The organism is Streptomyces sediminimaris, assembly GCF_047049295.1.
In the GTDB taxonomy this organism is placed as follows: Bacteria; Actinomycetota; Actinomycetes; order Streptomycetales; family Streptomycetaceae; genus Streptomyces; species Streptomyces sediminimaris.
The window spans coordinates 5,657,748-5,671,347 of record NZ_JBJWOT010000001.1; the positions used below are offsets into that span (position 1 = coordinate 5,657,748).

General features: G+C 70.6%; 16 protein-coding genes. 6 read left to right on the forward strand and 10 right to left on the reverse strand.

Annotated features, from left to right (window positions below; translation table 11 throughout):
* Nucleotides 1-396 (reverse strand): superoxide dismutase, Ni, encoded by a 396-nt coding sequence (sodN, locus tag ACJ9NR_RS26390; RefSeq protein WP_412493408.1) that lies wholly within the window; start codon nucleotides 394-396, stop codon nucleotides 1-3.
* A gap of 145 nt (nucleotides 397-541) precedes the next feature.
* Here sodN and sodX point away from each other — a divergent pair, with 145 nt between their 5' ends.
* Nucleotides 542-976, forward strand: coding sequence for a nickel-type superoxide dismutase maturation protease (gene sodX / locus ACJ9NR_RS26395; protein WP_412493533.1), 435 nt, complete (start codon nucleotides 542-544; stop codon nucleotides 974-976).
* Here sodX and ACJ9NR_RS26400 read toward each other — a convergent pair.
* Nucleotides 880-1,509, reverse strand: coding sequence for a CGNR zinc finger domain-containing protein (locus ACJ9NR_RS26400; protein ID WP_412493409.1), 630 nt, complete (start codon nucleotides 1,507-1,509; stop codon nucleotides 880-882). The two genes, sodX and ACJ9NR_RS26400, sit on opposite strands and share 97 nt — an antisense overlap.
* Nucleotides 1,510-1,608: 99 nt before the next feature.
* Here ACJ9NR_RS26400 and ACJ9NR_RS26405 point away from each other — a divergent pair, with 99 nt between their 5' ends.
* Nucleotides 1,609-2,382: a class I SAM-dependent methyltransferase gene (locus ACJ9NR_RS26405; protein ID WP_412493410.1), complete on the forward strand. Its 774-nt coding sequence runs from the start codon at nucleotides 1,609-1,611 to the stop codon at nucleotides 2,380-2,382.
* A 236-nt stretch (nucleotides 2,383-2,618) separates the two neighbouring features.
* Here the strand turns inward: ACJ9NR_RS26405 and ACJ9NR_RS26410 are convergent, their stop codons facing one another.
* The 3 genes from ACJ9NR_RS26410 to ACJ9NR_RS26420 are packed head-to-tail and all read right to left on the reverse strand — an operon-like array spanning nucleotide 2,619 to nucleotide 5,305.
* Nucleotides 2,619-3,380: an amino acid ABC transporter ATP-binding protein gene (locus ACJ9NR_RS26410; RefSeq protein ID WP_412493411.1), complete on the reverse strand. Its 762-nt coding sequence runs from the start codon at nucleotides 3,378-3,380 to the stop codon at nucleotides 2,619-2,621.
* A gap of 3 nt (nucleotides 3,381-3,383) precedes the next feature.
* On the reverse strand, nucleotides 3,384-4,313 hold the full coding sequence (locus ACJ9NR_RS26415) for an amino acid ABC transporter permease (protein ID WP_412493412.1): 930 nt from the start codon (nucleotides 4,311-4,313) through the stop codon (nucleotides 3,384-3,386).
* A 29-nt stretch (nucleotides 4,314-4,342) separates the two neighbouring features.
* Nucleotides 4,343-5,305, reverse strand: a complete 963-nt coding sequence (locus tag ACJ9NR_RS26420; protein ID WP_412493413.1) for an ABC transporter substrate-binding protein — start codon at nucleotides 5,303-5,305, stop codon at nucleotides 4,343-4,345.
* Nucleotides 5,306-5,876: 571 nt separating this feature from the next.
* Here ACJ9NR_RS26420 and ACJ9NR_RS26425 point away from each other — a divergent pair.
* Nucleotides 5,877-7,097 carry an NAD(P)-dependent malic enzyme gene (locus tag ACJ9NR_RS26425; RefSeq protein WP_412493414.1) on the forward strand — a complete coding sequence of 407 codons (1,221 nt, stop codon included), beginning with the start codon at nucleotides 5,877-5,879 and terminating at the stop codon, nucleotides 7,095-7,097.
* Nucleotides 7,098-7,781: 684 nt separating this feature from the next.
* On the forward strand, nucleotides 7,782-8,747 hold the full coding sequence (locus tag ACJ9NR_RS26430) for a zinc-binding dehydrogenase (protein ID WP_412493415.1): 966 nt from the start codon (nucleotides 7,782-7,784) through the stop codon (nucleotides 8,745-8,747).
* Between the two features lie 20 nt (nucleotides 8,748-8,767).
* Here ACJ9NR_RS26430 and ACJ9NR_RS26435 read toward each other — a convergent pair whose 3' ends face one another.
* The 4 genes from ACJ9NR_RS26435 to ACJ9NR_RS26450 are packed head-to-tail and all read right to left on the reverse strand — an operon-like array spanning nucleotide 8,768 to nucleotide 11,515.
* Nucleotides 8,768-9,355: a TetR/AcrR family transcriptional regulator gene (locus ACJ9NR_RS26435; protein ID WP_412493416.1), complete on the reverse strand. Its 588-nt coding sequence runs from the start codon at nucleotides 9,353-9,355 to the stop codon at nucleotides 8,768-8,770.
* Nucleotides 9,356-9,382: 27 nt separating this feature from the next.
* Nucleotides 9,383-10,099 carry an ABC transporter ATP-binding protein gene (locus ACJ9NR_RS26440; RefSeq protein WP_412493417.1) on the reverse strand — a complete coding sequence of 239 codons (717 nt, stop codon included), beginning with the start codon at nucleotides 10,097-10,099 and terminating at the stop codon, nucleotides 9,383-9,385.
* Entirely contained in the window at nucleotides 10,096-11,217 is a 1,122-nt protein-coding gene (locus ACJ9NR_RS26445) for an ABC transporter permease (protein ID WP_412493418.1), read from the reverse strand. Before ACJ9NR_RS26445 ends, ACJ9NR_RS26440 begins: the two co-directional genes overlap by 4 nt.
* Before the next feature lie 16 nt (nucleotides 11,218-11,233).
* Entirely contained in the window at nucleotides 11,234-11,515 is a 282-nt protein-coding gene (locus ACJ9NR_RS26450) for an antibiotic biosynthesis monooxygenase family protein (RefSeq protein ID WP_412493419.1), read from the reverse strand.
* A 194-nt stretch (nucleotides 11,516-11,709) separates the two neighbouring features.
* On the opposite strand from ACJ9NR_RS26450, the gene ACJ9NR_RS26455 reads away from it, so the two are divergent.
* Nucleotides 11,710-11,919 (forward strand): helix-turn-helix domain-containing protein, encoded by a 210-nt coding sequence (locus ACJ9NR_RS26455; RefSeq protein ID WP_067439455.1) that lies wholly within the window; start codon nucleotides 11,710-11,712, stop codon nucleotides 11,917-11,919.
* The gene (locus ACJ9NR_RS26460; protein WP_412493420.1) at nucleotides 11,919-12,485 is read left to right on the forward strand and encodes a Clp protease N-terminal domain-containing protein; all 567 of its coding nucleotides are present in this window, start codon (nucleotides 11,919-11,921) and stop codon (nucleotides 12,483-12,485) included. Before ACJ9NR_RS26455 ends, ACJ9NR_RS26460 begins: the two co-directional genes overlap by 1 nt.
* Before the next feature lie 58 nt (nucleotides 12,486-12,543).
* On the opposite strand, the gene ACJ9NR_RS26465 is transcribed toward ACJ9NR_RS26460, so the two are convergent.
* Nucleotides 12,544-13,599, reverse strand: coding sequence for a PadR family transcriptional regulator (locus ACJ9NR_RS26465; RefSeq protein ID WP_412493421.1), 1,056 nt, complete (start codon nucleotides 13,597-13,599; stop codon nucleotides 12,544-12,546).
* Nucleotide 13,600: the final 1 nt, after the last annotated feature.

A 13,600-nucleotide genomic window follows, 5' to 3' on the forward strand; every position in this document is an offset into this window, starting at 1 on the left:
TCAGGCCTTCTTGGTCTCCCAGAAGATCTTGTCGATCTGGGCGATGTAGTCCAGGGCCTTCTGGCCGGTGGCCGGGTCGGTCGAGCCCTTGGCGGCCGAGATGGCCTTCAGGGCGTCGTTGACCAGCTGGTGCAGCTCCGGGTACTTCTCGAAGTGCGGGGGCTTGAAGTAGTCGCTCCAGAGCACGGAGACGTGGTGCTTCGCGAGCTCGGCGCGCTGCTCCTTGATGACGGTGGCACGCGCCTGGAAGTGCGGGTCGTCGTTGCCGGCCATCTTCTCCTGGATGGCCTTCACGGACTCCGCCTCGATGCGGGCCTGGGCCGGGTCGTACACACCGCAGGGAAGGTCGCAGTGTGCGCTGACCTTGACCTTGGGGGCAAACAGGCGGGAAAGCATGAAGCATTCCTTCCTCGTGATCGTCTTCTCAGGTGCGACATTACTCCCTGGAGGAGCCGAATTCGCGAGTGCCCCCACGGGCTTAGTACAAAAGTCCGGGGTCAGACTGAGACTGGTGGAGGAACGTACCGGGGAGGTGCCGGGTATGCCGGAGCTGTCGCAGGAGATCGAGCGTGGGCGGGCGCTGCTGCCCTTCGGGACGGCCGAGGTGACCGGCCCGTCCATGGTGCCCACGCTCCACCACGGGGACCGCCTCGTGGTGCACTACGGGGCCCGGATCAGGCCCGGGGACGTGATCATTCTGCGCCATCCCTTCCAGCAGGACCTGCTCGTCGTCAAGCGCGCGGCGGAGCGCCGGGACGGCGGCTGGTGGGTGCTCGGCGACAACTCCTACGCGGGCGGCGACAGCACGGACTACGGGACCGTGCCCGAGGAGCTGGTGCTGGGCAAGGTCCGGTTCCGCTACCGGCCGCTCAAGGGCGTTCAGCGCTCGCCGTTCGCGCTCGCCCGCTGGGTGCTGTCGGCCGCCAGGCCCGTACTGCCGGACCGGTCGGCGGCCAGGCGCTTGCGGGCGCGGTAGGCGGCCACGTTCGCGCGGGTCGCGCAGCGGTCGGAGCAGTAGCGGCGGGAGCGGTTGGTCGAGGTGTCCAGGTAGGCGTTGCGGCACGGCGTGGCCTCGCACAGTCCCAGCCGGTCGACGCCGTACTCCGTCAGGTGGAATGCCAGGCCCATGGCGGCGATGGCCGCGAAGCCCGCGGTCGCGTTCGACGGGTGGTCGGCCAGGTGCATGTGCCACAGCGGGCGGCCGTCGTCGTCGCGGTGGTCGTGGCCCGAGATCTGCGGGCTCACCGGGAACTCCAGCAGCAGGGAGTTGAGCAGGTCCACGGCCAGCGTCTCGTCCCCCTTGTCCGCCGCTTCGAACACGGACCTCAGCCGCGCGCGGACCGAGCGGAACCGTGTCACGTCGGCGTCGGTGGCGCGCCGGGCCGCCGACTGGTTGACGCCGAAGAGCTCGCGGACGGCCTCGACCGAGGTCAGGGAGTCCTTGCCCCGGGCCGGTTCCTCGCTGTTGACGAGGCGTACGGCGTAGTCCGAGTAATAGGCCAGTTCCACTTGTAGTCCTTACGGAGGCGCTCTATGGTCGTGTGCGGGAAGAGGTAACGGCTGCTTACGCTCCCAGGGTATTACGCGGGTGTGGGGAGAGGGGATTCCATGACGACCACGACCGGAACCGGTAGGACGGGCACGGACTGGCAGGCGTGGCAGGAGAGCTGGGACCGGCAACAGGAGTGGTACATGCCGGACCGGGAGGAGCGGTTCCGCGTCATGCTCGACATGGTCGAGGCCTGCGTCGGTTCGGAACCGCGCGTCCTCGACCTCGCCTGCGGCACCGGCAGCATCACGGCCCGGCTGCTGCGCCGCTTCCCGAAGGCCACCAGCACCGGCGTCGACCTCGACCCCGCGCTGCTCGCCATCGCCCGCGGCACCTTCGAGGGCGACGACCGGGTCTCCTTCGTCGAGGCCGACCTCACGGACCCGGACTGGCCGGCGCGGCTGCCGTACGGGACGTACGACGCGGTTCTCACCGCCACGGCCCTGCACTGGCTGCGCAGCGATCCCCTGGCCGCCCTCTACGGGCGGGTCGCGGCCCTCGTCCGGCACGGCGGCGTCTTCATGAACGCCGACCACATGATCGACGAGACCACGCCCCGGATCAACGTGGCCGAGCGCATCCGGCGCCACGCACGCATGGACCGGGCGATGCGCGACGGCGCCCTCGACTGGGCGGAGTGGTGGCAGCTCGCCGCCGAGGACCCCGTCCTCGCCGGCCCGACCGCCCGCCGTTTCGAGATCTACGGCGACCACGCGGACGGCGACATGCCGTCGGCGCGGTGGCACGCGCGTGTGCTGCGGGAGAAGGGGTTCGAGGAGGCGCGGGCGGTGTGGTGCTCGCCGTCGGACACCGTGCTGCTGGCGCTGAAGTAGCGCTGCGCGGACGATGCCGAGGTGGACGACGCCGGGGTGGACGCTGCAGGGCTGGACGACACCGGGGTGGACGCTGCAGGGGCGGACGACGCCGGGGCGGATGCTCCGAGGCGCCGACCGTGTGCCGGCCCTCCCCTGCCCGGGGCCTTTGACGGCGAGAGCCGGTGCGGAAGGGACGTGCCCTTCCGCACCGGCTCTCGCGGTGGTCCCCAGAGATCAGCGGCGGTCCCCAGGGGTCAGAGGACCTTCGACAGGAACGACTTCGTGCGCTCGTGCTGCGGGTTCGTCAAGACCTCGCGGGGATGGCCGGACTCGACCACCACACCGTTGTCCATGAAGACCAACGAGTCGCCGACCTCGCGGGCGAAGCCCATCTCGTGGGTGACGACGATCATCGTCATGCCGTCCTCCGCCAGGTCCCGCATGACGTCGAGGACCTCGCCGACCAGCTCCGGGTCGAGGGCCGAGGTCGGCTCGTCGAAGAGCATCAGCTTCGGTTCCATCGCAAGAGCGCGGGCGATGGCGACACGCTGCTGCTGGCCTCCGGAGAGCTGGGACGGGTAGTGATCCGTCTTGTCGCCGAGGCCGACGCGGTCCAGTAGCCGCTTCGCCCGCTCGCGGGCGACCGACTTGGACTCGCGCTTGACCTGGACCGGCGCCTCGACGACGTTCTCCAGCGCCGTCATGTGCGGAAAGAGGTTGAAGCGCTGGAACACCATGCCGATGTCCCGCCGCTGCGCGGCGACTTCCTTCTCCTTCAGCTCGTAGAGCTTGTCGCCGCCCTGCCGGTAGCCGACCAGGGTGCCGTCGACGTAGAGCCGGCCCGCGCTGATCTTCTCCAAGTGGTTGATGCACCGCAGGAAGGTGGACTTGCCGGAGCCCGAGGGGCCGATCAGGCAGAACACCTCTCGCGGGTTCACCTCGAGGTCGATGCCCTTGAGAATGTGCGCGGGCCCGAAGGACTTGTGCACGCCCTCGGCCTTCACCATTGCGTTCATGGATCATCGCCGCCAGTTGGAGAGGGAGAACAGGTTCATCTTGGCCACGTTGGCTCTGATCTTCTGCAGCGGTGTCGCCGGCAGGCTGCGCGTCGAACCGCGGGCGTAGCGGCGTTCGACGTAGTACTGCACGATGCTGAAGATCGTGGTCAGGAACAGGTACCAGATGCAGGCCACGAAGTACATCTCGACGACTGCCAGCGAGGTGCTGGAGATGTCCGTGGCCTTCTTGATCAGCTCGGGCAGCTGAACCGCGTAGGCCAGCGACGAGGTCTTGAGCATGTTGATGAACTCGTTGCCGGTCGGCGGGACGATGACCCGCATGGCCTGCGGGAGGATCACGCGCCGCAGCGTCTGGCCCTGGGTCATGCCCAGCGCGTGCGACGCCTCGGTCTGGCCCTCGTCCACCGACTGGATGCCGGCCCGGACGATTTCCGACATGTACGCGGCCTCGTTCAGGCCGAGCCCCAGCAGGGCCGTGAGGACCGGCGTCATCACCTGGTTCATCTCGTTCTTGTAGAAGCCCAGGTTCAGGATCGGGAAGACGAGGGAGATGTTGTACCAGAGCAGGAGCTGGACCAGGACCGGGGTGCCGCGGAAGAACCAGATGTAGAACCAGGACACGGTGCTGGTCACCGGGTTCGACGACAGCCGCATCACGGCCAGGACGATGCCGAGTGCGACGCCGAGAAGCATGGCGAGCACCGAGATGTACAAGGTCGTCCAGGCGCCGGACACGATGCCCGGGTCGAAGAGATAGTCCGGGATGACGCCGTAGTTGATGTTCGCGTTGGAGAAGGCGATGCCGATCAGCACCACGATGGCGATGACCAGCGCGCCGGCCACCCAGCGGCCGTAGTGGCGCACGGGGATGGCCTTGATCTGCTCCGGTGGCACGGACGACGCCGGAGCCTTGTCGACAGTGTCAGTCACGGTGACTGCCTTTCAGCGTTGCGAGAGGCTCAGGAACCGCCGTTGATCTTCGCCTCGGTCACCGCGCCGTCCGTGACGTTCCACTTCTGCATGATCTTGGTGTACTCGCCGTTCTTGATGATCGCGCTCACCGCGGCCTGCAGGGCGTCGCGCAGCTGGGTGTTGTCCTTGCTGACGGCGATGCCGTACGGACCCGCCTCGATCTGGTCGCCGACCACCTCGAAGTCCTTGCCGCCGCCGGAGGTCTTCGCGTTGTAGGCCGCCACCGGGAAGTCGTTCAGGTCGGCGACGGACGCGCCCTGCTTCAGTCGGAGCAGCGCCTCGGGGTCGGTGTCGAAGGTCTGCAGGTTGATGGGCTTCTTGCCGCTCTTCGTGCACTTCTTGCTCTGGTCCCGGGCGACGCCCTCGGAGGTGGTGCCCTTCTGCAGGGCCACGACCTTGCCGCACAGGTCGTCGAGCGACTTGATGCCCTTGGGGTTGCCCTTCTGGACCAGGATCGAGGTGCCGGCGGTGAAGTAGTCGACGAAGTCGACGCCCTTGCCGACCGTCTTCCCGGTGCCGGAGTCGACGCCGTTCTCGCGGTCCTTCGTGTCGCTCATCGCCGACATGATCACCTGGAAGCGCTTGGCCTGGAGGCCCACGATCAGGTTGTCGAACTTGCCGTTCTGGAAGTCGAACTTCACGCCGAGCTGCTTGCCGAGGGCGTCCGCGATGTCCGGGTCGATGCCGACGGCCTTGCCGTCCTTCATGTACTCGACGGGCGCGTAGGAGATGTCGGAGCCCACCTTGATGACGCCCGCCTTGCGGATGTCGGCGGGAAGCTTGGAGGCGAGGGGAGCCGAGGACGAGGCCGTGCCCGAGCTGTTGCTGCTGCTCTTGTCCGTCTGGTCACCGCAGCCGGTGAGAATCAGGGCGCCGGCGACCGCGATCGCACCGACCGCTGCCAAACGGGTACGTGCGGCGGTCGTGCGGCGGGTGGTGCTTGCGGTCATGGTGGGTTCCTCCGGCGGATGGGCGGCGTTGCCGATGGGTCGACGAGAACACACACCCTCAGGTGTCGCGACCTCGTGTGTTGACGGCATCCTGCCATTCGGACTCGTCCGTTCAGGGGGGCAGCTATGTCAAAATCGGATAACGGGTGACCCCCGAACCGTCTCAGGTCGGCACAACGTGACCGGACCATCTGCGGGAATCCGGCGTTCCGGCCGCAAGATCTTCGCCGTATCTCAGGATGTGGGATCATCTCCCGAGGTGTTGATCACTGTTCGACCGCTGGTCACGGGCCCTTGATGGACGTGTCCAGACTTTTGGTGACGAATCTTGTCACCGAGACGTGACCTTTCGGTCCCCGGATGTGACCTTGCGCTTAATGGACTCGTCCTCGGTGCGGTCCGTCCGGTAAGAAGGTTCTTTACACCCCTCATCCGGGGCTCGTGGCGCGTGTGCGGCGCGCCCGTCGCGTATGACCCGTACGCATCAACAGATCGGGCCATGCGCGGTCCCGCCCACCCCTCACCAGGAGTGGCCACCCTCAACCAATGAAGATTTAAGGGGTAAAACAAAGTGGCAGCGGAGATCGTCAATCCTCGCAGCGACAACAGTACGGACCAGGACGGGGCAGAGCCCCTCGATTCCTTCGATCCGGCGTTCGCGCTGCACCGCGGCGGCAAGATGGCCGTGCAGGCCACCGTGCCCGTCCGTGACAAGGACGACCTGTCCCTCGCATACACGCCCGGCGTCGCGCGGGTGTGCACCGCGATCGCCGAGCAGCCCGCGCTCGTCCACGACTACACGTGGAAATCGTCCGTCGTGGCCGTCGTCACCGACGGCACGGCGGTGCTCGGGCTCGGGGACATCGGCCCCGAGGCCTCCCTCCCGGTGATGGAGGGCAAGGCGATTCTGTTCAAGCAGTTCGGCGGCGTCGACGCGGTGCCGATCGCGCTCGACTGCACGGACGTCGACGAGATCGTCGAGACGGTCGTGCGCCTCGCCCCGTCCTTCGGCGGCGTCAACCTGGAGGACATCTCGGCACCCCGGTGCTTCGAGGTCGAGCGCAAGCTCCAGGAGCGGCTCGACATCCCGGTCTTCCATGACGACCAGCACGGCACGGCGGTCGTCACGCTGGCCGCGCTGCGCAACGCCGCGCGGCTGAGCGGGCGGTCGATCGGGGACCTGCGGGCCGTGATCTCGGGCGCCGGCGCGGCCGGAGTCGCGATCGCCAGGATGCTGATCGAGGCCGGCATCGGCGACGTGGCCCTCGCCGACCGCAAGGGCGTCGTCTCGGCGGACCGCGAGGACCTGACGCCGGTCAAGCGCGAGGTCGCCTCCTTCACCAACAAGGCCGGCCTCACCGGCTCGCTGGAGGCGGCGCTGGAGGGCGCGGACGTCTTCATCGGCGTCTCCGGCGGTACGGTCGCCGAGGAGGCCGTCGCCTCGATGGCCGAGGGCGCGTTCGTCTTCGCCATGGCCAACCCGAACCCCGAGGTGCACCCCGACGTCGCGCACAAGTACGCGGCGGTCGTGGCGACCGGCCGTTCGGACTTCCCGAACCAGATCAACAACGTGCTGGCGTTCCCGGGCATCTTCGCGGGCGCGCTGCAGGTGCGGGCCTCCCGGATCACCGAGGGCATGAAGATCGCGGCCGCGGAGGCGCTGGCCGGGGTCGTCGGGGACGACCTCGCCGCCGACTACGTCATCCCGTCGCCCTTCGACGAGCGGGTCGCTCCGGCCGTCACGGCGGCCGTCGCCGCCGCGGCGCGCGCCGAAGGGGTCGCACGGCGCTGACGTGCCGTCTGCCTCATGGCCCCGCCCTCTTGGGCGGGGCCATTTCTTCTTCGGCGGTTCGTGCGCCGGCCGGTTCGTGCGCCGGCCGGTCCGTCCGTCGGCCGTCCGGGCCGGCGGGTCTGCCCGCCGCCCGTCCAGGCCGGCCGGTCTACCCGCCGGTCGGTCCGCCGGCCGGTCTGCCCGCTACTCCGCCCGTTCGTCCGCTGGTCCGCCGGCCGGTCTACCCGCCGGTCGGTCTGCCCGCCGGCCGGTCTACCCGCCGGTCGGTCTGCCCGCCGGCCGGTCTACCCGCCGGCCGGTCTGCCCGCCGGCCGGTCTGCCCGCCGGTTCGTCCGCTACTCCGCCCGTTCGTCCGCTGGTCCGTCGGCCGGTCTACCCGCCGGCCGGTCTACCCGCCGGCCGGTCTACCCGCCGGTCGGTCTGCCCGCCGGTCCGTCCGCTGGTCCGCCGACCGGTCCGCTGGCCCACCGGCCCGTCCGCTACTCCGCCCGTCCGTCCGCTACTCCGCCCGTCCGTCCGCTGGTCCGCCGACCGGTCCGCCGGGCCGCCGGGCCGCCGGTCCGCCGGTCTGCCGTTCCGTCCGTCCGTTCAGGTGAGCGAAGGTGGACGGCTCCTTGGCAAGAGGGCGTGTGTCACAGCGCGCTTCCGTTCCGTCGGCTGCAAACGCCACCTATCGTCAACGTCATGTTCGCCGTCTACGCCGCCCGGATCGACCGCGACCAGCCGCTGAGCGGCCTCGAGTTGGGGGAGCGCCCCGCTCCCGAGGCCCGTCCCGGCTGGAGCACCGTCGACGTCAGGGCCGCTTCCCTCAACCACCATGACCTCTGGTCGCTCCGGGGCGTCGGCCTCCCGGAGGACCGGCTGCCGATGATCCTCGGCTGCGACGCCGCCGGCGTCGACGAGGACGGCAACGAGGTCGTCCTGCACTCCGTGATCGGGCAGAGCGGTCACGGAGTGGGCCCCAGGGAACCCCGCTCCATCCTCACCGAGCGCTACCAGGGCACCTTCGCCGAACAGGTCGCCGTGCCGACCTGGAACATCCTGCCCAAGCCCAGGGAGCTCTCCTTCGAGGAGGCCGCCTGTCTGCCCACGGCGTGGCTGACGGCCTACCGCATGCTCTTCACCAACGCGGGCGTACGGCCGGGCGACTCGGTCCTCGTGCAGGGCGCGGGCGGCGGTGTCGCCACGGCCGCCATCGTGCTCGGCAAGGCGGCGGGGCTGCGGGTCTTCGCCACCAGCCGCGACGAGGCCAAGCGGAAGCGGGCCGTCGAACTGGGTGCCGTGGAGGCGCTGGAGCCGGGGGCCCGGCTGCCGCAGCGCGTCGACGCCGTCATCGAGACCGTCGGCGCCGCCACCTGGTCGCATTCGGTGAAGTCGCTGAAGCCCGGGGGCACGCTCGTCATCTCGGGAGCGACGAGCGGTGACCGGCCCTCGCACGCCGAACTCACCCGCGTCTTCTTCCTCGAGCTGAGGATCGTCGGTTCCACCATGGGCACCAAGGACGAGCTGGAGGACCTGCTCGCCTTCTGCGCCGCCACGGGCGTCCGTCCCGTCATCGACGAGGTGCTGCCGATGGAGCGGGCGCGGGAGGGCTTCGAACGGATGCAGTCGGGCGAGCAGTTCGGCAAGATCGTGCTCACCAACGGCTGACGTTCTCCCGCTCGCTCTCGCTACGCCCGGGGTTCCCCCTCGAGACCGCGGTGGATCAGGTTCAGGGCGCGGGTGGCGACCTGCTCCGGGTCGGCGCCGCGTTCGACGGCGGTCATGGCGGCCTGCAAAAGACCGCCGAAGAGCTGCGCGGTCAGCTCCGGGTCGACGGGGCTGAGATCGGCGACGGCCGTGAGGAGGGGGGCGTAGTGCACCTGGTGGAGTTCGTGGACGCGGTCACGGCATTCTCCGGGGAGGTCGGCGCGCATGAGGGCGGCGGCGGGGCGGTGCACGCCCTGGGCGGCGAGGTCGAGTTCGGTGCGGATGAACGCCTCGATACGGGCACGCGGATCGGTCTCGGCGTCCAGTGCCTGTGACATGGCGGCGTCGGCGGTGGTGAAGGTCTCCTCCACGATGGCCGCGAGCAGGGACGCGCTGGAGGTGAAGTACTGGTAGAAGCTGGAGCGGGCCAGTCCCGCGCGGGCGGCGACGGCCGCCGGGGTGACCGCGGCGGCGCTCTGCTCGGCGAGGATGTCGACGGCCGCCCGGACCAGCGCCGCTCGCTGCTGGGCGCGGTGCTCAGGAACGGTGGCGGCGCTGATCTTGGGCATGGTGCGGACTGGCCTTTCGACGTGGTGTCAGGTGAGCCGGCCGTCCCGCAGGCTCAGGACGCGGTCGGCTGCGTCCAGTATCTCGGTGTCGTGGGTGACCATGACCGTCGCCGTGGTGCGCGCGCGGGTCTGCTCGGCCAGGAGGTTCACGACGTCGCGGGCGCGGGCCCGGTCGAGGGCGGAGGTGGGCTCGTCGACCAGGAGGACCTCGGGGGCCATGACGAGCGCGCGGGCCAGGCCGACCCGCTGGCGTTCCCCGCCCGAGAGCTGGTCGGGACGCCGGTCGGCGCGGTGGGTCATGCCGACCGCCTCCAGGAGCTCGGTGGCGCGGCTCCGGGCGGCGGCGCTTAGTCGCCCGGAGAGGTGGGCGGGCAGCAGGAGCTGTTCGAGGGCGGTGAGGGACGCGAGCAGGTTGGCGTGCTGGAAGACGTAGCCGATGTGCCGGCGCCGGTGGGCGGTGCGCCGGCGTTCGGAGAGCCCGGACAGGTCGGCGCCGGCGACGTGGACGGTGCCCTGGGTGGGGGTCTGCAGGCCCCCCGCGACGGCGAGGAGGCTCGACTTGCCGGACCCGGAGGGGCCGGTGACCGCCAGGAACTCCCCCGGAGAGACGGTCAGGGTGACCTGGTCCAGGGCGGTGACCCGCTGCTCTCCGGAGCCCAGCTGGAGCGTGACGTCCGTCAGACGCAGCGCGGGCGAGGCGCCCGTACCCGAGGAGGGCGCGGGTGTGAGGGCGGGACCGGTCATCGGTTGGCTCCCAGAGCGGTGAGGGCCTGGACCTTGGTGATGCGGCGCACCGCGACGGCGGCGCCGGCCAGGCCGAGGACGATCAGCAGGGTTCCGGCCACGGTGACCTGGCCCGCCTGCAGGGAGAACGGCGCGGAGCCGTTCATCGCCCCGCCGAGGGCCAGGCCGACGGCGGTGCCGGCGGCGGTGGCGGTGAGCAGGACGGCGGTGACCTGGGTGAGAGCGTCCCGCAGGATGTAGCCGGTGCTCGCGCCGATCGCCTTCAGCAGGGCGATCTCCTGGCGGCGCTGGATGGTCCACACGGTGAAGAAGGCGCCGACCACCAGGGCGGAGATGGCGTAGAGGAAGCCGCGGATCAGGGTCATGGTGCTGGACTCGGCGACGTAGCCGGGGGAGGCGGCGTAGGCGCCCGCCTTGTCGACGGTCCGCGTGCCCAGGCGCTTGTCGATCGCGGAGGTGTCGGCCGAGGGGTCGAGCTGCAGGGCCACGGCGGTGGCCTGTCCGGCCGCCGCGGCCGGGACCTGGCCGGCCAGGCCGTAGTGGAGCTTCTGCCACAGGGGCAGCGGTGCGTAGACGGCGCCGACGTGCCCGAAGGAGGCGTGGCCGATGGTGCCGACCACGGTCAGCGGTGTGCCGGCCTGGCCCGCGATGAGGCGGTCGCCGATCCGGACCCCTTCCTTGGCGATCTCCTGACTGATGAGGACGCCGTCGGCGGGTGCGTCGGACAGCGGCTTGCCGGACCGGGGAGACGGCGCGACGAAGCTCCCGGGCTCCACCCCGAAGACCGCCAGGTCCAGCTGCTTGGCCCGGGGGCCGGTCAGCTGCGCGTGGACGAGTTGCTGGCCGAGCGGCTCGGCCCTGCGCACGCCCGGCTGTGCGGCCCACCGCTGCCATGTGGTCCGGGTGACGGTGGACCGGGAGAACAACTCTCCCGAGGCGGACCTGTCGAAGGCCAGGTGCGTCGCCGGCAACGCGCGCAGCGAGGAGATGCCGGAGTCCGCCAGGCCGGTCGCGAGGCCGGACAGGATGACACCGAGGACCGCGATCATGGCGACCACGGCACCGATGAGAGCGAAACGACCGCGGGCGAACCGCAGGTCACGCAGGGCGAGGAACATGTGCGTACCCGTCCGCTCAGGCGCCGACGGCGACGACGGTCTCGTACGACTCCACGTCGCCCGTCATGCCCGGCGCCGACGTCTGGTGCGCCGCGCGGAAGGACGGTGAGCGCATCCAGGCGGTGAACGCGTCGCGGGAGACGAAGTCCATCACCGCCACGTACGCGCCGTCCGCCTGCTGCGGGCGCAGCAGGCGGGCGCCGACCAGGCCGTCCGTGCCGTCCAGGTGCCGGCGCATGCTCTCCGCGAACTGTTCCTCGAACCCTTCGGCAGCCGCCGGCACCTGGATCCGGTTCATCACCTTAAACATCTCTCACATCTCCCACGGATCGGACGGAGGGCCGACGTGATTTGCCGACACTCATGTCAGGATCATAGGCCATTTTGCCGACGCGACTGTCAGCATGTCTGGAATGGGGGCCCCTCTCCGAGGCCCCTTTCCGACGTCAACTTCGGTTGACATGCGGCCAAGTGTCAATGTAGGTTGACAACATGACCGAAGCAACAGACCTCGCCGAGCGCGCCGGCGACCGTGATCCACGGATCGGGCTGCGCGCCGTCGCCGCACTGCGCCGGCTGCTGGAGCAGCTGGAGGCGGTGCAGGTGCGCAGCGCGCGCAACCAGGGCTGGTCGTGGCAGGAGATCGCCGCGGAACTCGGGGTCAGCAGGCAGGCCGTGCACAAGAAGTACGGGAGGCATTGATGTTCGAGCGGTTCACGAAGGGCGCCCGTGAGGTGGTGCAGGGGGCGGTCGGGCAGGCCGAGCGGGCGGGGGCGCCGGGCGTCGCCGCCGAGCACATGCTGCTCGCGCTGCTCGAACGGGAGGGCAGCCGTGCGTCGTTCGCACTGGCCTCGCTGGGACTGTCCGGTGAGCACAGGGAGTCCGTACGGCAGGCCGTGGCCGCGGCGCGGCGGCGGGCCGGGCTGTCCCAGGCCGAGGCCGACGCCCTCGCCGGACTGGGGATCGACGTGTCGGAGATCGTCACCCGGGTCGAGGAGGTGCACGGCGTGGGCGCGATGTCCGGCGACCGCAAGGACAAGGGCTGGTGGCCGGGCCGCCGCACCTTCGACCGCGCTGCCAAGCAGATTCTCGAGACGTCCCTGCGCACGGCCGTCGCCCGCGGCGACCGGCACATCGGCGACGAGCACATCCTCCTGGCCCTGACCGGCCGCCCCGGCGTCCCCGCCGAGGTCCTCGCCCGCCACGGAGTGACCCATGAGTCACTGATCCGCGTCCTGTACGGCGGCGGACAAGCGAAGGCGGGCTGAAGCGGGCCGAGCGGGACGAGCGGCGGGGCCGGTGGCCCGGTGCCGCCGGCCCACCCGCTCAGACCCTCGGCCGACGCAGTATCGCGCCGATGTGTGCCGCCGCCGTCGACAGATGGCGGCGGGCGTCGCGCAGCTGCTCGTCGGTGACGCCGTGGTCGCGGGCCGCGTCGCGGATGTCGTCACGGAAGCGGTCGAGCAGCCGGTCGAGGTCGCGGGCCGCGTCTCCGCTGGACTCCTCGTGCGCCCAGGCCGGTTCGTACTCGGCGGGGAAGTCCTGCGGAGGGTAGGAGTACTCCGGGCGCGGCGCCGAGGATCCGGTGCCGCCCCGTCCGAAACCGAAGTCCTTGCCGAACTCCTTGCCGAAGTCCTTCCCGAACTCACCGAACTCCTTGGCGAGTTCGGTGAGGCCCTCGCGCACCCCCGTCGGCCAGTCGCCGCGCGCGAAGTGGTCCTGCACCTGCTCCTGCACCCGCCGGCCGATGCGCTGCAGCTCCTCCTGCGCCTGGACCCGGGCCCGCTCCTGCGCCTCCTTGGCCTGGCGCCGGGCCCGCTGGGCCTCCTCACGGGCGCGGCGGCTCTCGTCCTTGGCCCGCCGGGCCTGTTCCTTCCACTCCTGCTTGACCCGCCGCATCTCCTCCTTGGCGGCGCGCCACGCCTCCTTGTCGGCGTAGTCGGCGAAGTCGCCCAGCGGGCTGTCCTTCTCGCCGCGCCCCTTGGCACCGCCGCGGCGCGCCTCGGTGGCCGCGGCCCGCATCTCGCGCCGCAGGTCACCCGCGGCGCCCCGCACGTCGGCCTGGATCTCGGCGGCCAGCTCCGCGACCGACTCGCGGATCTCCAGCTCCAGGTCGGCCAGCTCGCCGCTGCGGTCGGCCAGTTCGGCGCGGCCGACGTCCGTGATGGCGTACACCTTGCGGCCGCCCTCGGTGGTGTGGGTGACCAGGCCCTCGGCCTCCAGCTTGGCGAGCCGGGGGTAGACGGTGCCCGCCGACGGTGCGTACAGCCCCTGGAACCGCTCCTCCAGGAGGCGGATCACCTCGTAGCCGTGGCGCGGGGCCTCGTCCAGCAGCTTCAGCAGGTAGAGGCGGAGGCGGCCGTGGGCGAAGACGGGAGGCATG